20 protein-coding genes are annotated in these 20905 nt (G+C 69.2%); 11 read left to right on the top strand and 9 right to left on the bottom strand.

Annotated elements, in window-relative coordinates:
* Window positions 1-26 precede the first annotated feature (26 nt).
* Window positions 27-494: a hypothetical protein gene (locus JXZ78_RS00225; protein ID WP_030019706.1), complete on the bottom strand. Its 468-nt coding sequence runs from the start codon at window positions 492-494 to the stop codon at window positions 27-29.
* 241 nt (window positions 495-735) lie between these two features.
* Here JXZ78_RS00225 and JXZ78_RS00220 point away from each other — a divergent pair, with 241 nt between their 5' ends.
* The 4 genes from JXZ78_RS00220 to JXZ78_RS00205 all read left to right on the top strand — a co-directional run bounded on the left by JXZ78_RS00220 (window position 736) and on the right by JXZ78_RS00205 (window position 3864).
* Entirely contained in the window at window positions 736-1320 is a 585-nt protein-coding gene (locus tag JXZ78_RS00220) for a DUF2975 domain-containing protein (RefSeq protein WP_030019705.1), read from the top strand.
* Window positions 1320-1580, top strand: a complete 261-nt coding sequence (locus JXZ78_RS00215; protein WP_030019704.1) for a helix-turn-helix domain-containing protein — start codon at window positions 1320-1322, stop codon at window positions 1578-1580. Before JXZ78_RS00220 ends, JXZ78_RS00215 begins: the two co-directional genes overlap by 1 nt.
* A 104-nt stretch (window positions 1581-1684) precedes the next feature.
* A complete protein-coding gene (locus JXZ78_RS00210; protein WP_030019703.1) occupies window positions 1685-2476 on the top strand; it encodes a helix-turn-helix domain-containing protein in 792 nt (263 codons plus the stop codon).
* 218 nt (window positions 2477-2694) lie between these two features.
* Complete coding sequence (locus JXZ78_RS00205) at window positions 2695-3864, top strand: 4-hydroxybenzoate 3-monooxygenase (RefSeq protein WP_030019702.1); 1170 nt, start codon at window positions 2695-2697, stop codon at window positions 3862-3864.
* Window positions 3865-4249: 385 nt separating this feature from the next.
* On the opposite strand, the gene JXZ78_RS00200 is transcribed toward JXZ78_RS00205, so the two are convergent.
* Window positions 4250-5533, bottom strand: a complete 1284-nt coding sequence (locus tag JXZ78_RS00200; protein WP_030019701.1) for a glycosyltransferase family 4 protein — start codon at window positions 5531-5533, stop codon at window positions 4250-4252.
* A gap of 760 nt (window positions 5534-6293) precedes the next feature.
* Here JXZ78_RS00200 and JXZ78_RS00195 point away from each other — a divergent pair.
* Entirely contained in the window at window positions 6294-6950 is a 657-nt protein-coding gene (locus JXZ78_RS00195) for a sensor histidine kinase (protein ID WP_050502385.1), read from the top strand.
* A 56-nt stretch (window positions 6951-7006) separates the two neighbouring features.
* Window positions 7007-7441, top strand: a complete 435-nt coding sequence (locus JXZ78_RS00190; RefSeq protein ID WP_030019698.1) for a hypothetical protein — start codon at window positions 7007-7009, stop codon at window positions 7439-7441.
* A 111-nt stretch (window positions 7442-7552) separates the two neighbouring features.
* Here the strand turns inward: JXZ78_RS00190 and JXZ78_RS00185 are convergent, their stop codons facing one another.
* The gene (locus JXZ78_RS00185) at window positions 7553-8212 is read right to left on the bottom strand and encodes a TetR/AcrR family transcriptional regulator (RefSeq protein ID WP_030019697.1); all 660 of its coding nucleotides are present in this window, start codon (window positions 8210-8212) and stop codon (window positions 7553-7555) included.
* Window positions 8213-8384: 172 nt separating this feature from the next.
* On the opposite strand from JXZ78_RS00185, the gene JXZ78_RS00180 reads away from it, so the two are divergent.
* A complete protein-coding gene (locus JXZ78_RS00180) occupies window positions 8385-9503 on the top strand; it encodes a serine hydrolase domain-containing protein (RefSeq protein WP_030019696.1) in 1119 nt (372 codons plus the stop codon).
* Window positions 9504-9694: 191 nt separating this feature from the next.
* On the opposite strand, the gene JXZ78_RS00175 is transcribed toward JXZ78_RS00180, so the two are convergent.
* Both JXZ78_RS00175 and JXZ78_RS00170 read right to left on the bottom strand, forming a co-directional pair.
* Window positions 9695-11146 (bottom strand): CoA transferase, encoded by a 1452-nt coding sequence (locus tag JXZ78_RS00175; RefSeq protein WP_030019695.1) that lies wholly within the window; start codon window positions 11144-11146, stop codon window positions 9695-9697.
* A 23-nt stretch (window positions 11147-11169) separates the two neighbouring features.
* Window positions 11170-12168, bottom strand: coding sequence for an MDR family oxidoreductase (locus tag JXZ78_RS00170; protein WP_030019694.1), 999 nt, complete (start codon window positions 12166-12168; stop codon window positions 11170-11172).
* 138 nt (window positions 12169-12306) lie between these two features.
* Between JXZ78_RS00170 and JXZ78_RS00165 the strand changes: the two genes are divergently transcribed.
* Both JXZ78_RS00165 and JXZ78_RS00160 read left to right on the top strand, forming a co-directional pair.
* Window positions 12307-13152, top strand: a complete 846-nt coding sequence (locus tag JXZ78_RS00165) for a LysR family transcriptional regulator (protein WP_030019693.1) — start codon at window positions 12307-12309, stop codon at window positions 13150-13152.
* Window positions 13153-13362: 210 nt separating this feature from the next.
* Complete coding sequence (locus tag JXZ78_RS00160) at window positions 13363-13695, top strand: hypothetical protein (RefSeq protein ID WP_157851549.1); 333 nt, start codon at window positions 13363-13365, stop codon at window positions 13693-13695.
* Window positions 13696-13707: 12 nt separating this feature from the next.
* Here the strand turns inward: JXZ78_RS00160 and JXZ78_RS00155 are convergent, their stop codons facing one another.
* Window positions 13708-15171, bottom strand: coding sequence for a hypothetical protein (locus JXZ78_RS00155; RefSeq protein WP_033037509.1), 1464 nt, complete (start codon window positions 15169-15171; stop codon window positions 13708-13710).
* 260 nt (window positions 15172-15431) lie between these two features.
* Entirely contained in the window at window positions 15432-16382 is a 951-nt protein-coding gene (locus JXZ78_RS00150; protein ID WP_030019690.1) for an isopenicillin N synthase family dioxygenase, read from the bottom strand.
* Window positions 16383-16529: 147 nt separating this feature from the next.
* Between JXZ78_RS00150 and JXZ78_RS00145 the strand changes: the two genes are divergently transcribed.
* Window positions 16530-17504, top strand: a complete 975-nt coding sequence (locus JXZ78_RS00145) for an Lrp/AsnC family transcriptional regulator (RefSeq protein WP_030019689.1) — start codon at window positions 16530-16532, stop codon at window positions 17502-17504.
* 80 nt (window positions 17505-17584) lie between these two features.
* Here JXZ78_RS00145 and JXZ78_RS00140 read toward each other — a convergent pair whose 3' ends face one another.
* Window positions 17585-18379: a class I SAM-dependent methyltransferase gene (locus JXZ78_RS00140; RefSeq protein WP_030019688.1), complete on the bottom strand. Its 795-nt coding sequence runs from the start codon at window positions 18377-18379 to the stop codon at window positions 17585-17587.
* Between the two features lie 744 nt (window positions 18380-19123).
* Window positions 19124-20059: an oxidoreductase gene (locus JXZ78_RS00135; RefSeq protein ID WP_030019687.1), complete on the bottom strand. Its 936-nt coding sequence runs from the start codon at window positions 20057-20059 to the stop codon at window positions 19124-19126.
* Between the two features lie 104 nt (window positions 20060-20163).
* Here JXZ78_RS00135 and JXZ78_RS00130 point away from each other — a divergent pair, with 104 nt between their 5' ends.
* Window positions 20164-20838, top strand: a complete 675-nt coding sequence (locus tag JXZ78_RS00130; protein WP_078624182.1) for a TetR family transcriptional regulator — start codon at window positions 20164-20166, stop codon at window positions 20836-20838.
* The last annotated feature ends 67 nt before the right edge of the window (window positions 20839-20905 follow it).

The following is a 20905-nucleotide window of genomic DNA, read 5'->3' as shown; positions in this document are numbered from 1 at the left end:
ACAATCCGTAGCACCGAGTCCGCGGCTCAGAGATGAGCCCGAATCTGCTTGACGGGATGCCCCAGCCCGTCCGCCAGTGCCGCCAGCTCGTCCTCGCTGAACCAGACGCGCTCAGGGTTCCAGATGGCGATTTCGAAGCGGGCGAATCCAACAGGCCAGTCGTAATTCAGTGCGTCCAGGCTGGTTGTTCCCCCACAGCACGGAACATCGGCCGTGAGGGTGGTGAAGCCGTCGTCGTAGCGGTCCGTGAGGGCGTCGCTCCACCACTTCGTGTCGAGCGCTGCCTGGCACAGGGGGCAGCTGATCGTCTCCAGGTTGCTCCCGCAGTCGACGAAGGTCACCGCGTCGTGCCACCGCACGTCCAACTCCACGCCCCCACCCTGGCCTGCGCCGGGGACCAGCTTCTCCACGAGCGACACGACGCGCTCAACCGCATCGTGTTCCGGCTGCCACTGCGGCTCCACCGGAATGATCGACAGGATGTCGTCGCTCATGGCTCCCTCTCCTGGTCAGGCACAGTGCAACGTCTCCACCTGATGCTACCGAGCGCCCGTCTCGGCCCTGCGTCCACCTGAAGCCTTGCGCCCTCCCGAACACGCATGCCCTCCTGAACGACAGGAACCCCGCACCACGGATACGCGGCCTTGCAGGCGCCAGGCAACAGCCCCCGACTTGTCGATTATCGATATGCCGTTCTAGTCTTGGGGGTATCGAAAAACGATAGGGGAGGCTGCGATGGACACGCGACTCACGAGGGCCCTGACCTCGGTCACCTTTGCACTGGCGGTGCTCTGCGGGCTCGCCTTCATCGGCACAGGGGTCACGCACATGCTCGATGACGGGGAGGTCTGCGTGCAGACGGACTTCTGGCGCAATGCCTTCCTGTCGGACGACCTGCCGGTCGGCGAAGGGGTGAAAGCGTCCGGCAGCGCCACGCGCCTCTGCCAGGCCGGCCCCTCGGCAGGGCAGCGCGCCGCGGACCTCGGCGGCGAACTGCCCTGGCTGCTGTTCGGCTCCCTCGCGCTGCTGCTCTTCTCCCGACTGCTGAAGGCTGTCGTGCAGCAGGGGCCGTTCACTGACACGGTGTCACGACAGCTCTCCGTACTCGGCTGGTTCGTCACCGCGGGCACGCTGCTGGCCGGCCTTGTCGCCGGGTGGTCACAGTCCTGGCTCGTCGGCAGTATGGCGCCGGTCGTGGGTTCCGGGCCGACGGTCACCGGACCGCTGGTGCTCGTCCTCGCCGGACTCGCCGCTGTGATCATGGGTAAGATCATGCGCGAGGGTGTGCACATGAGAAAGGACCTCGAAGGGACCATCTGATGCCCGAAGAGGAGTTCCACGCGATACGGATCCACCTCGACCGACTCCTCGCCGAGCGCGGCATGACGCTCACGGAGCTGTCCGCGCAGGTGGGCATCACCGTCGTCAACTTGTCCGTGCTCAAGAACGGCCGGGCCAGGGCCATCCGCTTCTCGACCCTGTCGAGAATCTGCGACGTCCTCCAGTGCCAGCCGGGCGACCTGATCACCCACGACCCTACCGACTCCACCGGGCCGGCCGCCCCCGTGGATCCTGCTTGAGGCTCGGCGGGACGCGACCCACCGCGACGACTTCGCGGAACCCGCGCGGCGGACACTCGCCGAAGTGCAAGCCTACCGGCGCCTCGCCGGTAGGCTTGCACCCCATGCCAAAAAGCCGCCAGCCGTCGTCGGGTTTTTCGGATCCGGAACCGCAGCACAGTCCCAGCGGCGCCGGATGGCTGCCGCACGGCTATCACTTGGCTCCCCACTCCCACGTCCAGGGACAGCTCGTGTATGCCGCGGCCGGCACACTTGCCACCACGACCGAACGCGGCACCTGGGTCGCACCGGCCAACCGTATGACGTGGACACCGCCCGGCTTTGCCCACTCCCACCGTTTCTACGGCGGCACCGACGCACGCCTGTTGAACATCCCGGTCGCCCTGTGCGGTCAACTCGTGGAACATCCCAGCGTGTTCGCCGTCAGCCCCCTGCTGCGAGAGGCCGTGCTGGCGTTGACGGGCGACCGGCCCGAGTCCCGCCCCGGCGCTCACGAGCGGCTGCTCGCCGTGGTCATCGACGAACTCTCCGACACCCCCGAACAGTCACTGCACCTGCCCGCACCCAGCGACGACCGGCTCCGGGCCGTCACCGACCTCCTCCACGCCGACCCTGCTCAGTTCGCGACCCTGGCCGAGCTGGGACGCGTCGTGGGAGCCGGCGAGCGCACCCTGAGCCGTCTGTTCCACACCGAACTCGGCATGAGCTTCCACCGGTGGCGCACCACCCTGCGCATTCAGCACGCCCTGGCCCACCTCACCAACGGCATGTCGGTCACCGACACCGCGATGGCGTGCGGGTGGTCGAACCCCACCAGCCTGATCGAGGCGTTCACCGAGATCGTCGGGCAGACACCCGGAAGCTACCAAGCGGACCTGCGTAACGAACGACGGTGAGGGACGGCGCACGTCGCGCCGGGCAGAAGACGGGCTCCGCCAAGCTGGACGGCGTCAAGTTGGCGGCTTTCCGGTATCCCGAGTGCATTCGCCGGTGGTCGACATCAGTTGCCGGGTCCAGTGTGGAGGTCAGCGCGCCGCACCACCCGGGCGGCACGGCCGTTCACGCTCTCCCGCGTTCGGCCCCGCATCGCACTCTGCAAGGAGCTGGAGACCACATGACCAAGACCGGCAAGGACACAGCCGTCGTCATCGTCGGAGGCGGAGTCGCCGGACTGGCGCTGGGGAATTTCCTTTTGCGGAAGGGGATCGATTGCGTCGTCCTGGAAAAGTACAGCCGCGCATACGTGGAGCAGCGGCACCGGGCTGGATCTCTCGACGCCTACGGGGTACGCGTGTTGCACGCGTGGGGGTTGGGCGACGTCATAGAGGGCCACAGCCACGGTTCCTCCGACGCGGGTATGCCGCTGCTGATCGACGGAGAGAAGCGGCAGTGGAAGACGGGCGGCACCGTGGACGGTGACGACGGCGTGTACTGCCCCCAGCGGACCCTCGTCCGGAATCTCGTCAAAGTCTTTCTCCGCGACGGCGGCGACCTGCGCTTCGAGGCCGAAGACATCTCACTCCACGACATCGACACCGAGCATCCCCTCGTCCACTACCGGGACGCCGACGGCGTGACGCGGACCGTCAGCTGCGACTTCGTCGCCGGCAGCGACGGCTACCGCGGCGTCAGCAGGACAGCCATCCCCGCCGACGTCCTCACCTGCTCCACCCATGAGTTCGGATATGCCTGGCTGTCCGCCATGGCGGAGGTCCCGGCTGACCCCCTGGCCGTGCTGGCAGTGCACTCCCGCGGTTTCGCCGCGCAGATCACTCGCGGCGCGGACACAAGCCGTCTCTACCTCCAGTGCCCGCTCACCGACACCACCGGACAATGGCCGGACGAGCGGATCTGGAGCGAGTTGGAAGCTCGATTCGGTGCGCCCGTGGCACCCAAGGGCCCGATCACGAGCAAGCAGGTCGTGCCGCTCCGCGGGGTGGTCTTCAGCCCCATGAGTTACGGCAGGCTCTACCTGGTCGGGGACGCCGCGCACCTCATCTGCCCGATGAGCGCGCAAGGGATGAGTCTCGCCCTGCACGACGCCGATGTGCTCGCCCACGCGCTGATCCAGCAGGTCGAGAAGCACGATTCCCGTCTGCTCGACAGCTACTCCGACACCTGCCTGAACCACACGTGGGAGCGGCAGGCGTCCGCGGTCTGGGTGACCGAGACGGTGCACGACTCCGGGGACGCTTCCTACGAAGGGGAGTTCCGCAAGCAGATCGCCCGAAAGAGCCTGGAAGCCCTGCTGGAGCCGGTGGTGATGTCCGGCGTGGCCGGGTGATACCGGCTGGCTCTGACAGGCTGGCCTTGACCGGGAGGCCGACGGTCAAGGCCAGCCCTTCGCCGTTACGCCGTAGCAGGTCAACCTGGCTACGGGGACGTGCGCCAGACATCTCGTGGTGGGACCTGTCTGCGACGTCAGGGAACCCATGGTGCTCGACATGTTGACGATGCGTGGTGAGCGTCCAAGACCGATCCGGTACGCCGTGATACCTGCCAGGTATCAGCCGACCGGCATGCTCCAGCCGTGGACGACCTCGCGGGCTTCGACACCGAAGCACTCTGCGTCGAAGGCCAGGTCGCGCTCCCACGGCCCACGGGCCGTAGGCGCATCCGTCATTCATCGCGGGACGCCCCAGACCCGCAACCGCGCGCTCGCCCTGGAGCTACCTGAAACGACCGAACTTGCCCGCCATGGAACGCGTAGCGGCCCGCACGGCGTGCGCGGTGTCCATGGCGTGAGTGCGTGCGCGAAATCCAGCCTCCCGCCCGAAGCCGATCGAACGACGTCCAGGGCCGCGCCGCAGCAGATCCTGATAGAGATCCTGGTGCCGCTCAGCTATCAGCGAGGGATCGAAGCGAGCGGAGTTCTTCAGCGCCGCCTCACCCATCCTCCGCCGCAGATGGTCGTCGCCCACGAGCTTCAGCAGTGCCTTGGCCATGGCGTCGACCTGGCCGGGCGGCACCAGGTAACCGTCGACACCGTCCTTGACGATTTCACGAGGCCCCACAGGGCAGTCCGTGGAGACCACGGGCAGACCACACCGCATCGCCTCGACGATGGTCATGCCGAACGACTCGCGATCAGAAGCGGAGGCGGCGATCGAACCTTTCACCCATTCCGGTTCCAGCGGATCGACCTTGCCCATGAGCTGCGTATGCTCACCCAGTCCGAGTTCATCGATCAGATGGGTGAGCGCATCCTTCTCGTCGCCCGTGGTGTCACCCTCGCCGAAGATACGGAGACGCCAGTCCGGGTATGTCTCGGCCACCTCGGCGAAGGCCTTCACCAGAACGTCGTACCGTTTGAGCGGGATCAGTCGTCCCGCGGCGACGATGACCTTGCCGCTACCGTCAGCCGACGCGACGGACGTCCGGGGAACGCTGTTCGGTATCGCCTCCACCCGTACCCCCGGCAGATCGAGCTGCCGATACGACCGGGCGTCGCATTCGGAAACGGTGGTGATGGCGTCCAGCAACTGATAGCGATGGCGTATCTCGTGCCGCAACCGGAAACCATGCCCCGAAAAGGTCAGGTGCTCCTGCCCCACGCGGACACCGGCCGGGCGGGCCTGGCGCGCGATGTGTGCGTTGAGGCCAGGCCTGGTACCGACGATCACGTCGGCCTCCAGCCGCGACAGACAGTGACCGATACGGGAGTCCGTGAGACGGCTGTACTGCCTGTGCCGTCCGTCCGTGCGCGGGAAGATCCTCGCCGGCTCCGCATGACGGGGGTCGTCGCCCTCGAAATCGGCAGACGCGGCACGCAGATCCACGAGCGGGGTGAGCCCCACTTTCGCCGGAACACCCATGACCGGAACATCGCGGTGCCGGAACACCGAGACGATTTCCACGTCATGCTGCTCGGCCAGAACCGAAGCCAGATTGTACGTGGCTCGAATCGTGCCTCCGATGCCGTAAGCGTTGTGAATGAGAAAAACGATGTGCATGAGTCGTTCAACCTTAAAAGCAACGTGAGTTCAATTCGGCCGTATCCGTCCTGGCCGTGCGAGGAGAAGACGAGGTGGCCCGGCACGAAAGAAGCTCTTGTCGGCAGTGCACTCGAAATGACCGGGTGGCACCGACGGGCCGGTCGGGCCACCTTCCCTCCCGCCCGGGCATGGCAGGCGGAACGGCAGCAGCACGCGCAGCGGTGCTTCCCGGTGCGGTACCGGAAGGGCTGGACGGCCGCATTCTGCGCACACCGACCCGAAGAAAACCTGAAGATCCGGAACCGGCTTCCGGCCTACCGGGAAGCTGAAGTTTCCTTAAGAAACCAGAACGAACGGTGTGCCAGGCTTATAGGCATGCGCCGCATCCTGCTCGTGGAGGACGATCCCCAGGTCGGCCCCGCCCTCCGACGGGGGCTGATCGCCGAGGGGTACGCCGTGGACAACGACGAGACCCTCAGGCAGACCGCCCAACTCGCCGCGGTGCAGGCCCACACCACCCACGGCGACCGAGGCGACCACGGACCAGAGCCATGCCCGGGAGCAGGTCCGCCAGCGCATCGAACGCCTGCTCCACCGGGATCTGACCGCGGTCGCCGCCCGTTACACCCTCCCCGACCACCGCTGTACGGACCCGGCCGATGCGCCCGGCAGGTGCCGGCGCACGGTCTACCACCTGGTCCCGCCCGAAGACGCCGATGCGGCGGTCGCCACCCCCGACGTTCCCCTGAAGGCCGGCGACCCGGCAGCGTCCCTGATCGTGGCGGCCACCGCCTGGCTCACCACCCGCCGTTCCCTCAGACCCGTCGAGGCCATCCGGGCGCAGGTGGCGGACATCACCGACACCACCGATCTGCACCGGCGGGTCCCCGTCCTCGTGGCCCGCCACCGGATCCGCGCGCTGGCCGAGACCACCAATACGACCTTGAACCACCTCGAAGAAGCCGCCGAACGGCAGCGCCGTTTCGTCGCCGACGCCTCCCACGAACTCCGCTCTCCCCTCACGGCCCTGCACGCTCAGCGAGAAGTCGCCCTCGTCCACCCCGCACACCGCACCGACGCCGTCCACGACGCTCTCACAGCCACCCACCGGCTCCTGCGCAACCTCCTCGACAACGCCCACCGGCACGCCACCCACCACGTCACCCTCACCGTCACCCGGCGCGGACCCGGGTGGGACATCTCCGTGCACAACGACGGCACCCCACTCGCCCCCGAAGACCTGGAACGGGTCTTCGAACGCTTCACCCGCCTCGACGAGGCCCGCGGCCGCGACACCGGCGGCAGCGGCCTGGGCTTGGCCGTCGCCCGCGACATCGCCCAGCGCCACCACGGCACCCTCACCGCCCACACCCACCACCCCGACCCCGGCACCACCTTTACCCTGCACCTCCCCGCCACTCACGACGCCGACTGAGGCGTGCCCCGAATAAGTGCGTGAGCTGGGGGTTTGCCTGACGGTACGGTCGTCGGGTGGAGGCGAAGAGAGTGAGCGAGTGTCCGTTGCACGGAGCCGGCGTACGTCCTGATCACTTGGTCGGGCGGCGGCTTGAGCAGGTGGTCGCCTCGTGGCACCGGTACGGCGAGGAGGCCCCGTCCGGACCGCTGGACGTGTGGCTGATCGACAGCGAGGCGGTCGCCACGCACGTCACGACTGGTTCGGACTGGTGCCTGACCGTGGAGACGTCGGCTCCCGTCGCGGGGTACGACATGGCGGAGTCGGGCCGCGTCGAGGTGGCACCGATCAGCGGCGAGACCCCGTTCGCCGCTCACCTTGGCGGCACGGTCCTGGCCGTCAGCGAAGAAGGGGACCCACGCAGCGGGCGGCTCGCGTTGGAGATCACCTTCGGCTCCGGCCGCGTCCGGTGCGAGAGCTGGTCCGGAGCCCTTCGCCTGTCCAGCACGTGATCGGCAATCGTGGCGTCGGCGGCCTGCCCGGCCCTGAGCACTCACCCGCAGCCGGGCCTGCCTTGCCGCGAGGACCCCGCCCCTACGGGGCCGGCCCTCCGAACCGGTCGCTCAGCGCGAGCGCATCGCGGTCTCGATGTGGGCGAGTTGGGTGGCGAGGATCTCCTCGAACGCCGCGTGGCGGTCTGCACCGAGGGGGCGGACGTCGCGGGCGAAGTGCGACAGGGCGGGGAAGCGTCCGGGGTCGGCGCCGAGGACCGCGACGCGGAAGAGCTCCATGCCCTGTTCGTACTCTTCGGGGGTGATGGCGCTGACTCCGGCCTCGGCGGCGATCAGCGCGGCGAGGAGGACCGCGATCCGGTGGTACCGCGTCGGAATCTCCTCGTCGGGCAGTCCCGACGCGCGCAGGGCCTGCAGTATTTCTTCCATGACCAGCCGGGAGCCGGTGCCGCTCGACGCGTGGCGTCCCCAGACCGCGGCGAGCTGGGGCTGCTGTCCGAAGGCCTCTCTCACCCGCTGGGCCAGCGACATGATGCGCTGTTTCCAGTCGCCCTCGGGGCGGTAGCTGTCCATCGCGGCCAGGAGGATCCGGTCGGCGACCGCACGCAGCAGTTCGGTCTTGCTGCGGAAGTGCCGGTAGAGGCTGGAGGAGTCGGTCCCTAGGGCCGCGGCCAGCTTGCGCACGCTGAACGACTCGGCGTCGCTCGTGCGCAACAGTTCCGCTGCCGCGTCCAGGATCTCTTCGGTCGACCAGCGCCTTCGGGCTGTCATCTTGCTCCTCTCGCCGGGTCTCATGCTAGCTGTGCACTTGGTGTTGCACGCACCGCGTGCATAATGAGGACAAGAGGATGCCGGGCGAGCCGGCATACCACTCGTGCCCTGCTGCCCAGGGCCGGGCGACCGTCACGGCGCTCGCGCCTGGGAACGCGAAAGGACGCATGACGTGAAGAACCCACTGGACCCGGCGATGCTGAGCGCCGCCTTGGAGAATGTCCACCGCGCCGGGATACCGGGCCTGTTCGCCGAGGTGCGAGACGGCGACCAGGTCTGGCGCGGCGCCGCCGGGGTCGCCGACGTCGGCACCGGCCGCCCCGTCACCGCCGGCATGCGGCACCGTGTCGGCAGCATCACCAAGCCCTTCACCGCCGCCGCGGTCCTGCAACTGGTCGACAGCGGCCAGGTCGGTCTCGACACGCCGATCGGCCGATACCTTCCGAAGCTCGTCCCCGGCCAACGCGGTGACGCGATCACGGTCCGGATGCTGCTGAACCACACCAGCGGCCTCGCCGAGTACCTTCCGTACGCCTACCCCTCCCTCAAGGCGTTCCCCGCCCTCGGGGACACCGGACCGCAGAGTCTGGACGACCACCGCTTCACACGGTTCGACCCGGTCGACCTGATCGGGATGGGGGTCACCGCACCTGCCGTCGGCGCCCCGGCCGGTCCGTCGGGGGTGTATTCCAACACCAACTACCTGCTCCTCGTCCAACTTCTGGAAGAGGTGACCGGCACCACGGCCGAGCGGTACATCACCCGGAACGTCATCGAGCGCGCCGGGCTACGGAACACCGGGTTCCCCGCCGGACCGTACGTCGAGGGACCGCACTCGCGGCTCTACGAGGCATGGTTCGGCATGATCGACCCGCCGCGCGACTACAGCGTCTACGACATGTCATGGGTGGGGCCGGCGGCCTCGCTGACATCCACCGTCGCGGACCTCAACCGCTTCTTCGGCATGCTGCTGACCGGGGCGGTCGTCAGCCTGTCGGCGCTGGCGGAGATGCAACGTACGGTCCCGATCATCTCCCAAGAGGGACGGACGATCGACTACGGCCTCGGCCTGCACCCGATGGAGGGGCCCGGACAAGGCACCTTCTGGGGGCACGGCGGCACGGTCTGGGGCGGTGGAGCGCTGGCCATGACCCGTGCCGACGGCAAGCGGCAGATGGCGGTGGCGGTGAACATGCAGAGGTGGAACAGGCTCGACTCCTCCGGCAAGCCGCAGCCCCACCCCATCGATCACGCGCTTGCGGCCCTGTTCCGCGTGGCGTTGTACGGCTGACCGGGCCGGGGGAGCCGGACCGGCAGGGGCAAGAAGCCCGGTAAGCGGCCGGAGCAACGAAGGGCTGGCCGGTGGCACGCCCCTGCAATTCCGGGTACGGCCACCAGCCAACCTGTCGCGTCATCCGGACCACCCGCAGCTCACAGACAGCCTTCGACCACCCTCGCCCCCGTACTTCCTCGGTGGCTCTCTCAACGTGGCAACCACACGGGGCGGGAGCTGCCGAGCCGAGGAGTGGGCTTCGACCAGCGTGGTGTGGTTTCGCTCATCCGGATGACGGGGCCGAGACTCTTGAGAGCCCCGTAGACAGTGCCGTCGTCGGTTACGGCGTAACGCTCGAACTCGTCGGCGGTCAGGCGACCCGGGGCTCCGGTGAAGTCGTCGATCAGGCCCTGGCGTTGCAGGAGGGTCGCGGACTGGCAGAGCGAGACCTGCACGTGATACGAGCCGCCTTCGCGCGTGCGCCGGGCGAGGGCGAGCAGGGCACCGTAGCCGGCCAGGTACCCGGTGAGGAAGTCGCAGAGGTATACCGGCGTCAGCTGCGGCCGGCCGTGGTTCGTCGCATCGCCCTGGACGGCGCATGCTCCGGTGACGGCCTGGGCGACCTGGTCCCAGCCCGCACGCGTCCCGAAAGGGCCGCCCGAACCGAAGCAGTTGACGCTCACATACACCAGCCCGGGACGGAGTGCCGCGAGAGCGTCGGGACCGAACCCGTGTGCCTCCATGCGGTGGGGGCGATAGCCCTCCACGAAGACATCGGCGCCGGCGGCCAGTGCGCGCAGCCGGGCCGCTTCCTCCGCCTTGGTGTAATCCAGGTGGGTACTGCGCTTGCCGTGGCTGGTGTCGCGCACGAAGGGCGGCACCTGAGGCAGCTGCGGTGCCGTCACCATCAGTACGTCCGCTCCGTGCTCGGCCAGACTGAGTGCGGCCGTCGGGCCTGCGAGGATCCGGGTCAGGTCGAGCACCCGGACTCCGGACAGCGGCTCGGAGACACGAGCGCCGCCGGGCAGTGGCTCGGGGGCGCTGTCGCCGATCTTGGTGATCTCCACGACCGGCCGTGCGGCGAGGTGGACGCCGTGCGGGTGCGCCAGCCATTCCTCCGGCGTGCGCACCACCCCGCCGCACGCCTCGGCGGCGGCGACCGCCTCTTCGAGATCGTCCGCCTTCCACCTGCCGACCGCGGCCCGCACCGACTCGGGCGTGGGTTCGCAGTGCAGGACCTCCAGCACCCGCCGTTCAAGGTGCGGAAGGTTGAAGTGCGGCAGGAACCAGCGGTCGTCGGCGGTCCGCCAAGGCTGGGTGAGCGAGACCATGTGCTCGACGTCGGGTGACAGCGGCGCGGGCCGGTACCCGCCGTCGGCGCCGCGGACGAGCGTCATGTCCTCACCTCCGAGGGCCGTCGCGGCCGCGGCGCGCACGTCGACCGCGATCCGCTGGCGGCGGCCGGTGCGCGACTCCCAGAGATCGTTGGCCGCGACCGCGCGGGCCGCCAGTGCGTCGGCGAGCGTCCCGTCGATCCGGAAGGGCGAGGCGAAGAGCGGGTCAGACCCGGTGATCGTGACCTCGCCGGCGGCCGGTCGGGGGCCGGCGCGCAGCGCCATGAGTTCGTCGAACGCGCCTGCTTTCCTGGGTGTGGTACTCATTCTTTCTTCCCTTGCCGGCGTTTTCAGGCCTGTTGGATCGCGTCGACCACGATGCGGCCGGTGCCGTTCCCGGCGAGGAGTTCGGCTGCCGCGTCCTGGGCGTCGGCGAGCGGTACGACGCGGGTGATGGTGTCGAGAAGCGCGGGGCGCAGGTGGCGCGCAAGGCACTGCCAGGCCGCTTCGCGACGGCTGACGGGGGTGCGGACCGAATCGATCCCGACCAGGGAGATGCCGCGCAGAATGAACGGCAGGACATTGCCGGGGTACTCGGCGCCCGCGGCGAGTCCGCAGGTGGTGGCGACACCGGAGTGCTGGAGGCCGGCCAGCGCCCCGGAGAGGACGCTCCCACCGGCCGCGTCGACCGCGCCCGCCCAGCGCTGCTTGCCCAGGGGCCGGCCGGCCGAGGTGAGCTCCGTCCGGTCGACGACGCGGCCGGCTCCCAGCGCCGTGAGACGGCCGCCGAGCGCGTCAGGGCGTCCGGTGGCGGCGATGACCTCGTAACCTGCTCCGGCGAGCAACGCGACGGCGATCGAGCCGACACCGCCACCGGCGCCGGTCACCAGCACCGGTCCGTTCCCGGGGCCCACACCGTGCCGTTCGAGTGCGAGCAGGCTCAGAGCCGCGGTGAACCCGGCCGTGCCGATCGCCGCCGCCTGCCGCGGGCTGAACGGGTCGGGTACGCGGACGAGGTCGTCGCCGTTGACCACGGCAAGGTCGGCGAGCCCGCCGTGCAGTTCTTCACCGAGCCCGGCACCGTCCAGGGTCACCAGGTCGCCTTCCCGCCAACGGGGGTGCCGGGAGGCGAGTACTTCCCCGGTGACGTCGATGCCGGCCACGAGCGGGCGGCGGCGGACCACGCCGGGCCTGCCTTGCAGGGCGAGAGCGTCCTTGTAGTTGATGCTGGAGTAGTGCACCCGCACGCTCGTGTCGAGATCATCCAGCATCTCGGTTTCGAGCTGGTCGAACGTCGCGCGTGGCCCGTCCGCCGTGTCCCGCACGATCCAGCCGGTGAATGACGTCATGCCGCATCCCGTCCTCTCCTGGTCGGTCATCTGTCGCCCTTGCCACGGTAGGAAGACGGGACGCGCGAGGGAAATGCCTGTCCCAGCCTGGCCATGCGCACTGGGCATAGCGGCTGAAAGCCCCTTAGGCTGCGGGACATGGAGGTAGAACTGCGGCACCTGCGCGCGTTCGTCACGGTCGCGGAACGGCGTACGTTCACGGCCGCGAGCCGCGAGCTGCTGATCACTCAGCCGGCGCTGTCCCGTACCGTCCGGCAACTGGAGGAGACGGTCGGGGCACGGTTGCTGGACCGCACACCGCACGGCGTCGAACTCACCGAAACGGGAGGCGAGTTGTGCGAGCGCATGCGCGGTGTACTGCGCGACCTCGACGCGGCCCTGGCCGCCGCGGGTGGGCATGCGGGGCTGCGGATCGGCTTCCAGTGGGCCTTGCCCGACCCGTGGACCAGCGACCTGCTGGCTGCGTTCGAAACCGCCACAGGCGCGAGGGCGACCCTCCTGCGGCGTGACGACATCGTCGCCGCCCTGCACTCGGGCGATGTCGATGCCGCACTGGTACGCGGCGACGTCCATGCCTCCGGCGTCACCGGCACGCTGCTGTTCGAAGAGGACCGGCTGGCCGCAGTCGCCGCCGGCTCGCCACTCACCACCGGCGACGAGCTGGACTGGTCGGAGCTGTCCGCGCACCCCCTGGTCGTCAACACCGTCAGTGGAGCGACGAGCCCGGATGACTGGCCGCCGGAGAAGCAGCCTGCCCAGGTGGTCGAATGCGGTAGTTACGACGAATGGCTCGCCATCATCGCCGCTGGCCGTGGCATCGGCTCCACCACGACCTCAGCCGCCCGGGCCCACACCCACGCCCGTGTCACCTACCTGCCCCTGCGCCACGCCCCGCGAGTCGCCCTTCACCTGCTGTGGCCGACCCGCCGCACGAGCGACCCGCTCCTGCGGCGCTTTCGCGAGCTGGCCCACTCCTTGGTGTGACGCTGTGTGTGAAATCCGTCCGCACTGCTTCGTTGAGGAGTGGCAGCTACGCCGAGGCCAATCTCGACGGCGCCCTCGCCTCTGCGTGCCCTGGAGATGTTGGAAGCCAGCCGGACCGTACGGATTCGGGAGACCGAGGCGTTCGCCGAGCACCGCCGCGCGGAGAAGGCCAGGCACCGGTGCACTCCGCCGCGGCCGCAGGTACGTTACGTGTACGGACCCCGGTGGGCGGGCCCTCAGGGCAAGCACGCGATGGTCGGCGAGGTCAGGCGGTTGTGGACCGACTTCGCCCACGAACCGTTCCCCGACATTCCCCGCACGGACAAGAGCGTCCTGGCCGAGCTGGACACGTGGCTGGCCGGATGCGTCTCGACGTACCTCGCACACGGAAGCCTCGATGCCGTCCGTCGGCGCGTCGTCACCGAGGGGGCGCCCGCACTGCGTCGGCACCTGGCCAGGCTGGGCTACCCGGCGGGCTTCCCCGAAGCGTTCCAGTACTTCCGGGTCCTGCTCACCATGACCGAGCTGGTGGCCAACACCTGAGTGAGTACCCATTCAGCGCGCAACGGCGTTGACAAGGCCGTCGTCTTCGGCCTCGGCGGCCGGGACGGCGGCCGCCGCACCGAGGAACCAGTCGGGGCCTTCGGCATTCTCGGCGATCCAGGCCAGCTCGGCGGGATGCAGCGCGTGGAGGGCGTCGGTGACGGCGGCGTGCGGCGCGTGCGGGTTGGCGGCGAGGGCGGCCAGGGCCTGGACTCTGCGGTGTTCCGAGTGGCGTTCCAGGAGCTTGGCCGGTCGGTCGTGGTCGGGACCGGCACTGTCGAAGACGCGGATCAGGGTGGGGTTCGGTGTGGGGGAGACGACGGCCGGTTGATCCAGGGAAGCGAGCCGAGCGCAGGCTCCCGCGAGGTGGTCGGGGTTGGCGCTGAGCAGGGCCAGGTCCTGAGCGAGGGGCAGAATGTGGCCGTCGGACCCGTGGTCGTCGGCTTGCTTCTGGGGAAGGCTGAGCAGTTGGCCGCGAGTCACGAGTGCGTCGGCGGCCGCATGCAACTGCGCAGCGGCGAGGTCGGACAGGCGTGGGTTGTTGTGGACGCGGTGGGCGATGTGGTGCAGCGTCTTGCGTGCCGTCAGATGCGGGCTGGGCAGCTCGGCCAGCTCGGGGAGGCACAGGGCCGGGAGACAGGCCAGCAGCAGGTCCTCGCTGAGGGCGGGGGCGGGGGCCGGGGGAGCGCCGGGAAGTTCTTCGCCGGCCGGGTCGGTGTCTGCGGCGCGGCTCCGGGCGTCTTCCTGAGCGCGGATCTCGGCCTGGTCCAGCAACATGTGCTGCACGGCAGTCCCGAGTGTGGGGTGTGCGACGAGCTCCGCCCACCGCTCGGGGCACCTGGCCAGCATCGCCCAGGCTTGGTGGCTTCCCAGCTCCAGTGACCAGTCCTTCGAGAACACGGACACAGCTTCCCAGCCCTCTTCGAGGTGGGGGAGAAGCAGGTACGCGGCGAGCGGAGTCAGACAGGCTTCCAGTACGGCGTCGAACAGTGCCTGCGGCAGGGGCGGAGCCGGCGTGGTCCCTCCGGCGCGGACGCTGAGGCCGGGATCCCAGTCTCGGACGACCCGCTCCACCTCGTGGCTGGGAAGGCGGGGCAGAAGAGCGACCGCTGCCTCGACCTGGTCAGGGTGTTGTGCCAGACCGCAGACCAGCCCGGCCCAGGCACCTCGGGTGCGGAGAACGGCGGGCAGATCGGCGGCGGACACCGTGCCTTCGACAGCCAGGGCGGACAGCGTCTTCTCGTCGGCCTGCGCCAGGAGCCGGTTCCGCAGCCGTTTGGCCGAGGTCCGGGCCAGCAGCGCGGGCAGCGCGGCCTTGAGAGCTTCCTCCCGCCACCGATCAGTCCGGGAATCAAACCCGTACGGACGCCTCGCCGGGGTGCACAGTGCCTCGACCACCGTCTTGAGGGCTTCCTTGGGGAGGTCCTCACGCATCGCGAGATCACGCCACAGCGGATACGTACGCGGATTGACCATCCTCGGACCTCCCTGCCTGACCTGGCGCCACCGCCCGGCCGCTACCGTGGGGCGACCGTACGGCGCACCGGACCCGAGCGAGGCGCGCTTCTCGAAATCGACCGGCCTTGGTCTTGTCGGGACTGCTGCGCAGGGGAAAATTCTTCGTTACGACAGCAATCGGCCGAGCAGCGGTGTGCCCCGTTCGAACGTCCACTGCACGTACGGATCTCTGCGGGCCGCCTGCCGGGCAGGAAACGCCGCCGGCGTGGGTACGGTCATCAGGAGCTGATGGCCCGTAACTTGTCGCGGATCCAGTCACCGGCCCGCACCGTTTCGTACTGTCTGCGTCCGACGGGCGCGGCCAGCGAGGTGATCGGAGTGTCGGGGGCGCAGGCGTGGAAGTAGACCAGGGAGGTCAGTTCCTCGGCCGGGGCCTCGACGGGCGGCGGCAGGACACGGTGGCGCCCGGAGCGCCAGCGGTCGCCGCTCCAGCGCTGCATCAGGTCGCCGATGTTGAGTGTGAGGGCGCCCGGCTCCCACGGTGCGTCCTGCCAGCCGGCCACATCGTCATGGATCTGCAGCCCTCCTCTGCCGTTCTGCCGGTCCAGCAGGGTCAGGAGCCCGAAGTCGGTGTGCGGTCCGATGCGGAACTGACCGGGCGCGGCGGGCCCGGTGGTGTGACTGGCCGGGTACCAGTTGATCAGGACGTTTCCGTTCGGGCGCGTGGTGTGCCGAGTGAAGAAGTCCTCGGGCTCGCCCAACGCGGTGGCCATGACCTGCAACAGCGTGTCGGACAACGCGCGCATACGGTCGGCGAACTCCGTCACGTACGTACGCAGAAGCGGTACTTGGGCCGGCCAGTGGGAGGGCAGCAGGTCCGCGTGGGCGGGGTCGGTGCTGGACTCGAACCCGGCTGCCCATGACTCCTTCAGATCGGGCGGAGTCATGGTGCCCTCGGACGCCGCCGTGGTCACCTGGTCGCGGCCGAACCAGCCGGACCGGATGTCCTGCCGGGCATGGCGGGCTTTGACCTCCCCGGGCAGCGCGAAGAACGCGCGGGCCGCCGCCCTCAGCCGCTCAGGCAGCTGCGGGTCGAGGCCGTGGCCGCGGACGAGGAGGAACCCGCTGGTCTGCAAGGAACGGTCGACGGTGGCCGCGAGCCGGTCCCGGGCGCCACGGCCCTCGGACCACCAGGTGAGATCGATGACGGCAACGGCCGGACGGTGCATGGCAAGGTGCTCCTTTCCCCGCACGGGAGCGCGGAGGCCGAAGGCCGGGTGGTCCGGCCGCTCCCGGTCACCTTCCGCCGCTTGCTTCCCGGCTGGAAGCCGTACGCTCGGATACGGGAAGAACCGGCGACGGAACGGGGGAGCGCGGTGGATTCCGGCAGCCCGGACGATCTCGACCAGCGCCTGCTGCACGCCCTCCAGCTCGACGGGCGGGCCCCTTTCAGCCGGATCGCCCGCACCCTGGGCGTGTCCGAGCACACCGCCGCCCGCCGCTACCGCCGCCTGCGCGGCCTCGGTCTGCGGATCGTCGGCCGGCCCAGTCCGGTTCGACTGGGGCACACCCGCTGGCTGCTGCGCCTGCGCTGCGCTCCCACCGCGGCCGGCCCCCTCGCCGCCAGCCTCGCCCGCCGCCCCGACACCAGCTGGGTCACCCTCGCCGCCAGCGGCACCGAGGTCTACTGCGCCATCGACGCCCGCACCGCGGACGAACGCAACGCCCTGCTGCTGACAGCGCTCCCGCGCACCCCGAACCTCATGTCCGTCAGTGCCCACTGCATGTTGCAAATCTTCAAAGGCGCCAGCAGCACCTGGCACGCCACCCGCTTCCGCACCGCCGCCCCTGCGACAGCCTCCCCCGACAGCGACTTCCCGCTCCGCCTTGATGTCACCGACCAGGCCCTGTTCGCCGAACTCGCCCGCGACGGCCGGGCCACCCTGCCGGTGCTGAGCAAGGCCGCCGCTCGCTCACCCTCCAGCATCCAGCGTCACCTCGACCGCCTGCGCCACCACGGCGCACTCAACCTCTTCGTCGACTTCGAACCCCAACTGCTCGGCCACCACATGAGCACCCAGCTGTGGCTGACGGTGGCCCCCGCCCACCTGCGGAGCGTCGGCGAAACCGTTGCCGCCCACCCCGACATCGCTTTCGCCGCCGCCGTCACCGGCTCCGCCAACCTGGTCGCCAACGGCATCTTCCGCACGCCGGCCGACCTCTACACCTACATCGACCAGGACCTCGGCGCCCTGCCAGGCATCCACAGCATCGACACCGTCCCCACCCTTCACGAGGTCAAACGCCTCGCCGTTCCCTTCTCCCCGGTACACGCCCGTGGACGCACGTGAAGGGGCTTGGGTCGCCGAAGTACGAGGCGTCGTCAGATGTCTGTCCGGCGCGTTGAGGGCACATGTCGCGTGGCCGGGCATCACTCGTGCTTCCGGCCAACCAGTTGGAAGAGGCGGGCAGTGTGCATATAGGGGTGGCGGTCCGTCAGGGCGAGTTCGAGGCGTTCAAGGTCCTCGTAGAACGCGGGGTCGCGCTTACGAGCATCGTCGATGATGTAGTCGCAGACGCTGCGGATGCCGTAATGGTGCGGGTCCTGGCAGCCCAGGTCGGACAGGTGACGGGCAATCTCCTCGGCCGTGCGGAGCGTCAGCGCCGAGTCGAACATCTGCGTTCGTGCCTGGTCCGTGTCGAGTGCGGCCACTGCGGCGGCCAGATCCATTTCACGGACGGCAATGGTCAGCGGCACCGAATGCCGGTTGATCGCCATCGCCGAGAACAGGCCGCCTGGTCGCAGAGGGGCCAGGGATGCGGCGAGTGTATGGCGGACATCGTCCACGTACTGGAGGAGGCTGTGGCACAGCACCACGTCGAACTCCCCGTCGGTGATCTCGGCAGGCAGCGCGTTCACATCCGCCTCGACACAGGCGATCAGATCCGTCAGCCCGGCCGCACCAGCCCGCTCTGCTGCCGCGGTGAGCATCGCGGGTGCGTAGTCGACGATCGTGACATGATGGCCCCGCGCAGCCAGGCGCAGGGCGTCGCCGCCGTCTCCGCCCGCCAAGTCGAGAACACGCAGGGGCGCGTCGGCCGGCCCGTCGAAGTGCCGGACAAGATTCGCCTCGGCGATCGTGTAGCGCAGCCGACCCCAAGGAGCCTCCTGCCACTCCCTCCAGGCGGACATGGCGGCGTCGAACTTTTCCGTGGCATCAGACATCTGGTGACGATAGCGGCCTCACCGCAGGACACGTACCCGTCTGATCGAAGTGGCCTCAGCACCAGCCCTCGGAACCGAGGACACACCGCACATGACGGATCCGGTGCGGTCGCACTGCTCGTACACCAATACTTCAACAGCAGCGTCCTGTATGACCTCGGTTGGCTCCTGGAAGGCACCATCTGGTTCCACCAGGCGCTGCACGTGCGCGCCTGCATCGTGGACCTGGTGGGCGGAGGCTCCCCTCACGTTTCGCCGGAGGACTGGTGACATCGACCGCCACGTCCACGTCCTCGTCGATCAAGGCCCAGCTGGAGCGCGCACGTCGGACAGTGTGGTCCGCCTACGGGAAAAGTACCGCCGTACTCTCAGGTGACGCGCTGGCCGCGGCCGCGATCACCCACCTCTCGGCCGTCGGCAGCGCGCCCAGCCGACAGGCGACTTCGACCGCACCGTGCGCAAGGCCCCGCTCGACGAGCGCGAGGAGCGCAACCTGCGGGAGATGCACCGTATGGAAAGCGAACAGGTCGAGCCGATATTCGACCTCCGGCCTGCGCGCCGGCGTCGAGACGCAGTTCCTCGACGGTTACCGGTCCCACCGCCTCAACTACCTGGTCATCGTCGCCGAACGCGCCAACACCAGCGAGCGGGTGACCCCCTGTTGCAAGTCGTTGAGTTTCAGCTTTCACTGACCGACGCGCCGGCCGAGGCCACCAGGCAGGCCCTTGCCAAGACGAAAGCGGCTCAGGAGGCGACCGGAAACGCGAAACGGGTGGAGGTCAGTTGTTCCGACAGCTCCCACAGCCGGTGGCCGATCTGAGGGTCGGACGCCGCGGGGGACAACTGCACCCGTGTCGGCCCACCGCGCAACTCGGAGAAGCCGTCCGGGCCGATGAATTCACCACCCTGCGCCTCGTGGGCGGTGGCCGCGTACAGCTGAGGCAGTGCACCCTGCTCCGGAGTCTGGGCGAGCGGGAGGAGAACGCGGCCGAAGAGTAGCTTCACCATGCCGACCGGCGAGCTTGTCTGCAGGTTGGTGGCGGTGTAGCCGGGGTGGGCGAGCACGCTGCGCACCGGACTGCCGGCCGCGGCCAGCCTCCGGTGGAGCTCCCGTCCGAAGACGGCGTTGGCGAACTTCGACTGGTTGTAGAACCCCATGGGCGAGTAGGTGCGCTCACCGGAGAGGTCGTCGAAGTGGAGGCGCCCTTGCCGATGGTTGGCCGAACTCACCGTGACCACACGGGGATCGGTACCCGCGGCCAGCAGGTCGAGCACCAGGGCGGTGAGCGCGAAGTGGCCGAGGTGGTTGCAGGCGAACTGCAGCTCGTGGCCCTGCGCACTCAGTGAACGGGGCGGCGCCATCACGCCGGCGTTGTTGACGAGGACGTCAAGCCGCGGATGCTCGGCACGCAGCTGGTCGGCGAAAGCCCGGACCGAATCGAGATCGGCCAGGTCGAGGTGGCGCACCGCGAGGTCGGCGCCGGGCTGCTCCGCGGTGATCTCCGCGACGGCCTGGTGGCCCTTTGCCATGTCCCGTACCGCGAGGATCACGCGTCCGCCCTTGCGGGCGAGTGCCCGGGTGGTCGCCAGGCCGAGGCCGCTGTTGGCTCCGGTGACGACGAACACCCGTCGGGCCTGGTCCGGGATGTGTTCGGCGGTCCAGCGCTGCTTCTTCATCATGTGGCACACGTTGCCTCGATTGACACTCGGTGTCAAGACGCCTCCGAGTGTCATGGGTGGCATGGAGGTACGATGGCGCGGTGAGTTCTGATATCCCCGTCTCCATGGCCCAGCGCAAACGCCAACTCGTCTCGGACGAGCTGAGCGAAGCGGCCCTGCAGCTATTGGCGCTGAAGGGGTTCGACGCGGTCACCATCGACGAGATCGCCGCCACCGCCGGTGTGTCCAAGCGGACCTTCTTCCGGTACTTCGCCTCCAAGGAGGACGTGGTCGTCCAGTTCCTGGCCGACATGGGCACCGGCATCCGCACAGAGCTGGCGGCGCGTCCCGCCGAGGAACCTCCCTCCGTGGCTCTACGGCACTCCGTCTGGGTCTCCATGGCCGCCTGCGCCGCCCCGCCCGGTCACTCCGACCGGGCCCTGCGTGTGGTCCAGCTGATTCTGCGCACCCCCGCCTTGCGCGCACGCTTTTTGGAACGCCAGGACCAGTGGCGCGGCGACCTGGCGGCAGAGCTGGCGCAGCGTCTGGACCTCGCCCCCGACACCGCGTTGTACCCGCAGCTGGCCGCCGGGATGGCGCTCACCGCCTTCGATGCCGTGCTGCAACGGTGGAGCGGCAGCGACGGTGTCGAGGACCCCGCCGAGCTGATCGACCGGGCCTTCACCACCATCGCCCCGGCCCTGGACGCTGTGCCCTCGGAGAGTGTCGGAACGGGCAAGGGCGGCAACGAGGCGTCACTGTCCGAACGGCGGCAGCCGCCCGGAGCGGGCAGTCGGTGACGTCCGCGGCTCCATCCGCCGAAGGGAGCAGGTAGCGGAGCGGACGGACCAGCGGATTGGTGGCCTC

This window comes from Streptomyces monomycini (assembly GCF_022271435.1).
Classification (GTDB): Bacteria; Actinomycetota; Actinomycetes; order Streptomycetales; family Streptomycetaceae; genus Streptomyces; species Streptomyces monomycini.
This window is presented reverse-complemented; position numbering and strand designations above follow the sequence as displayed.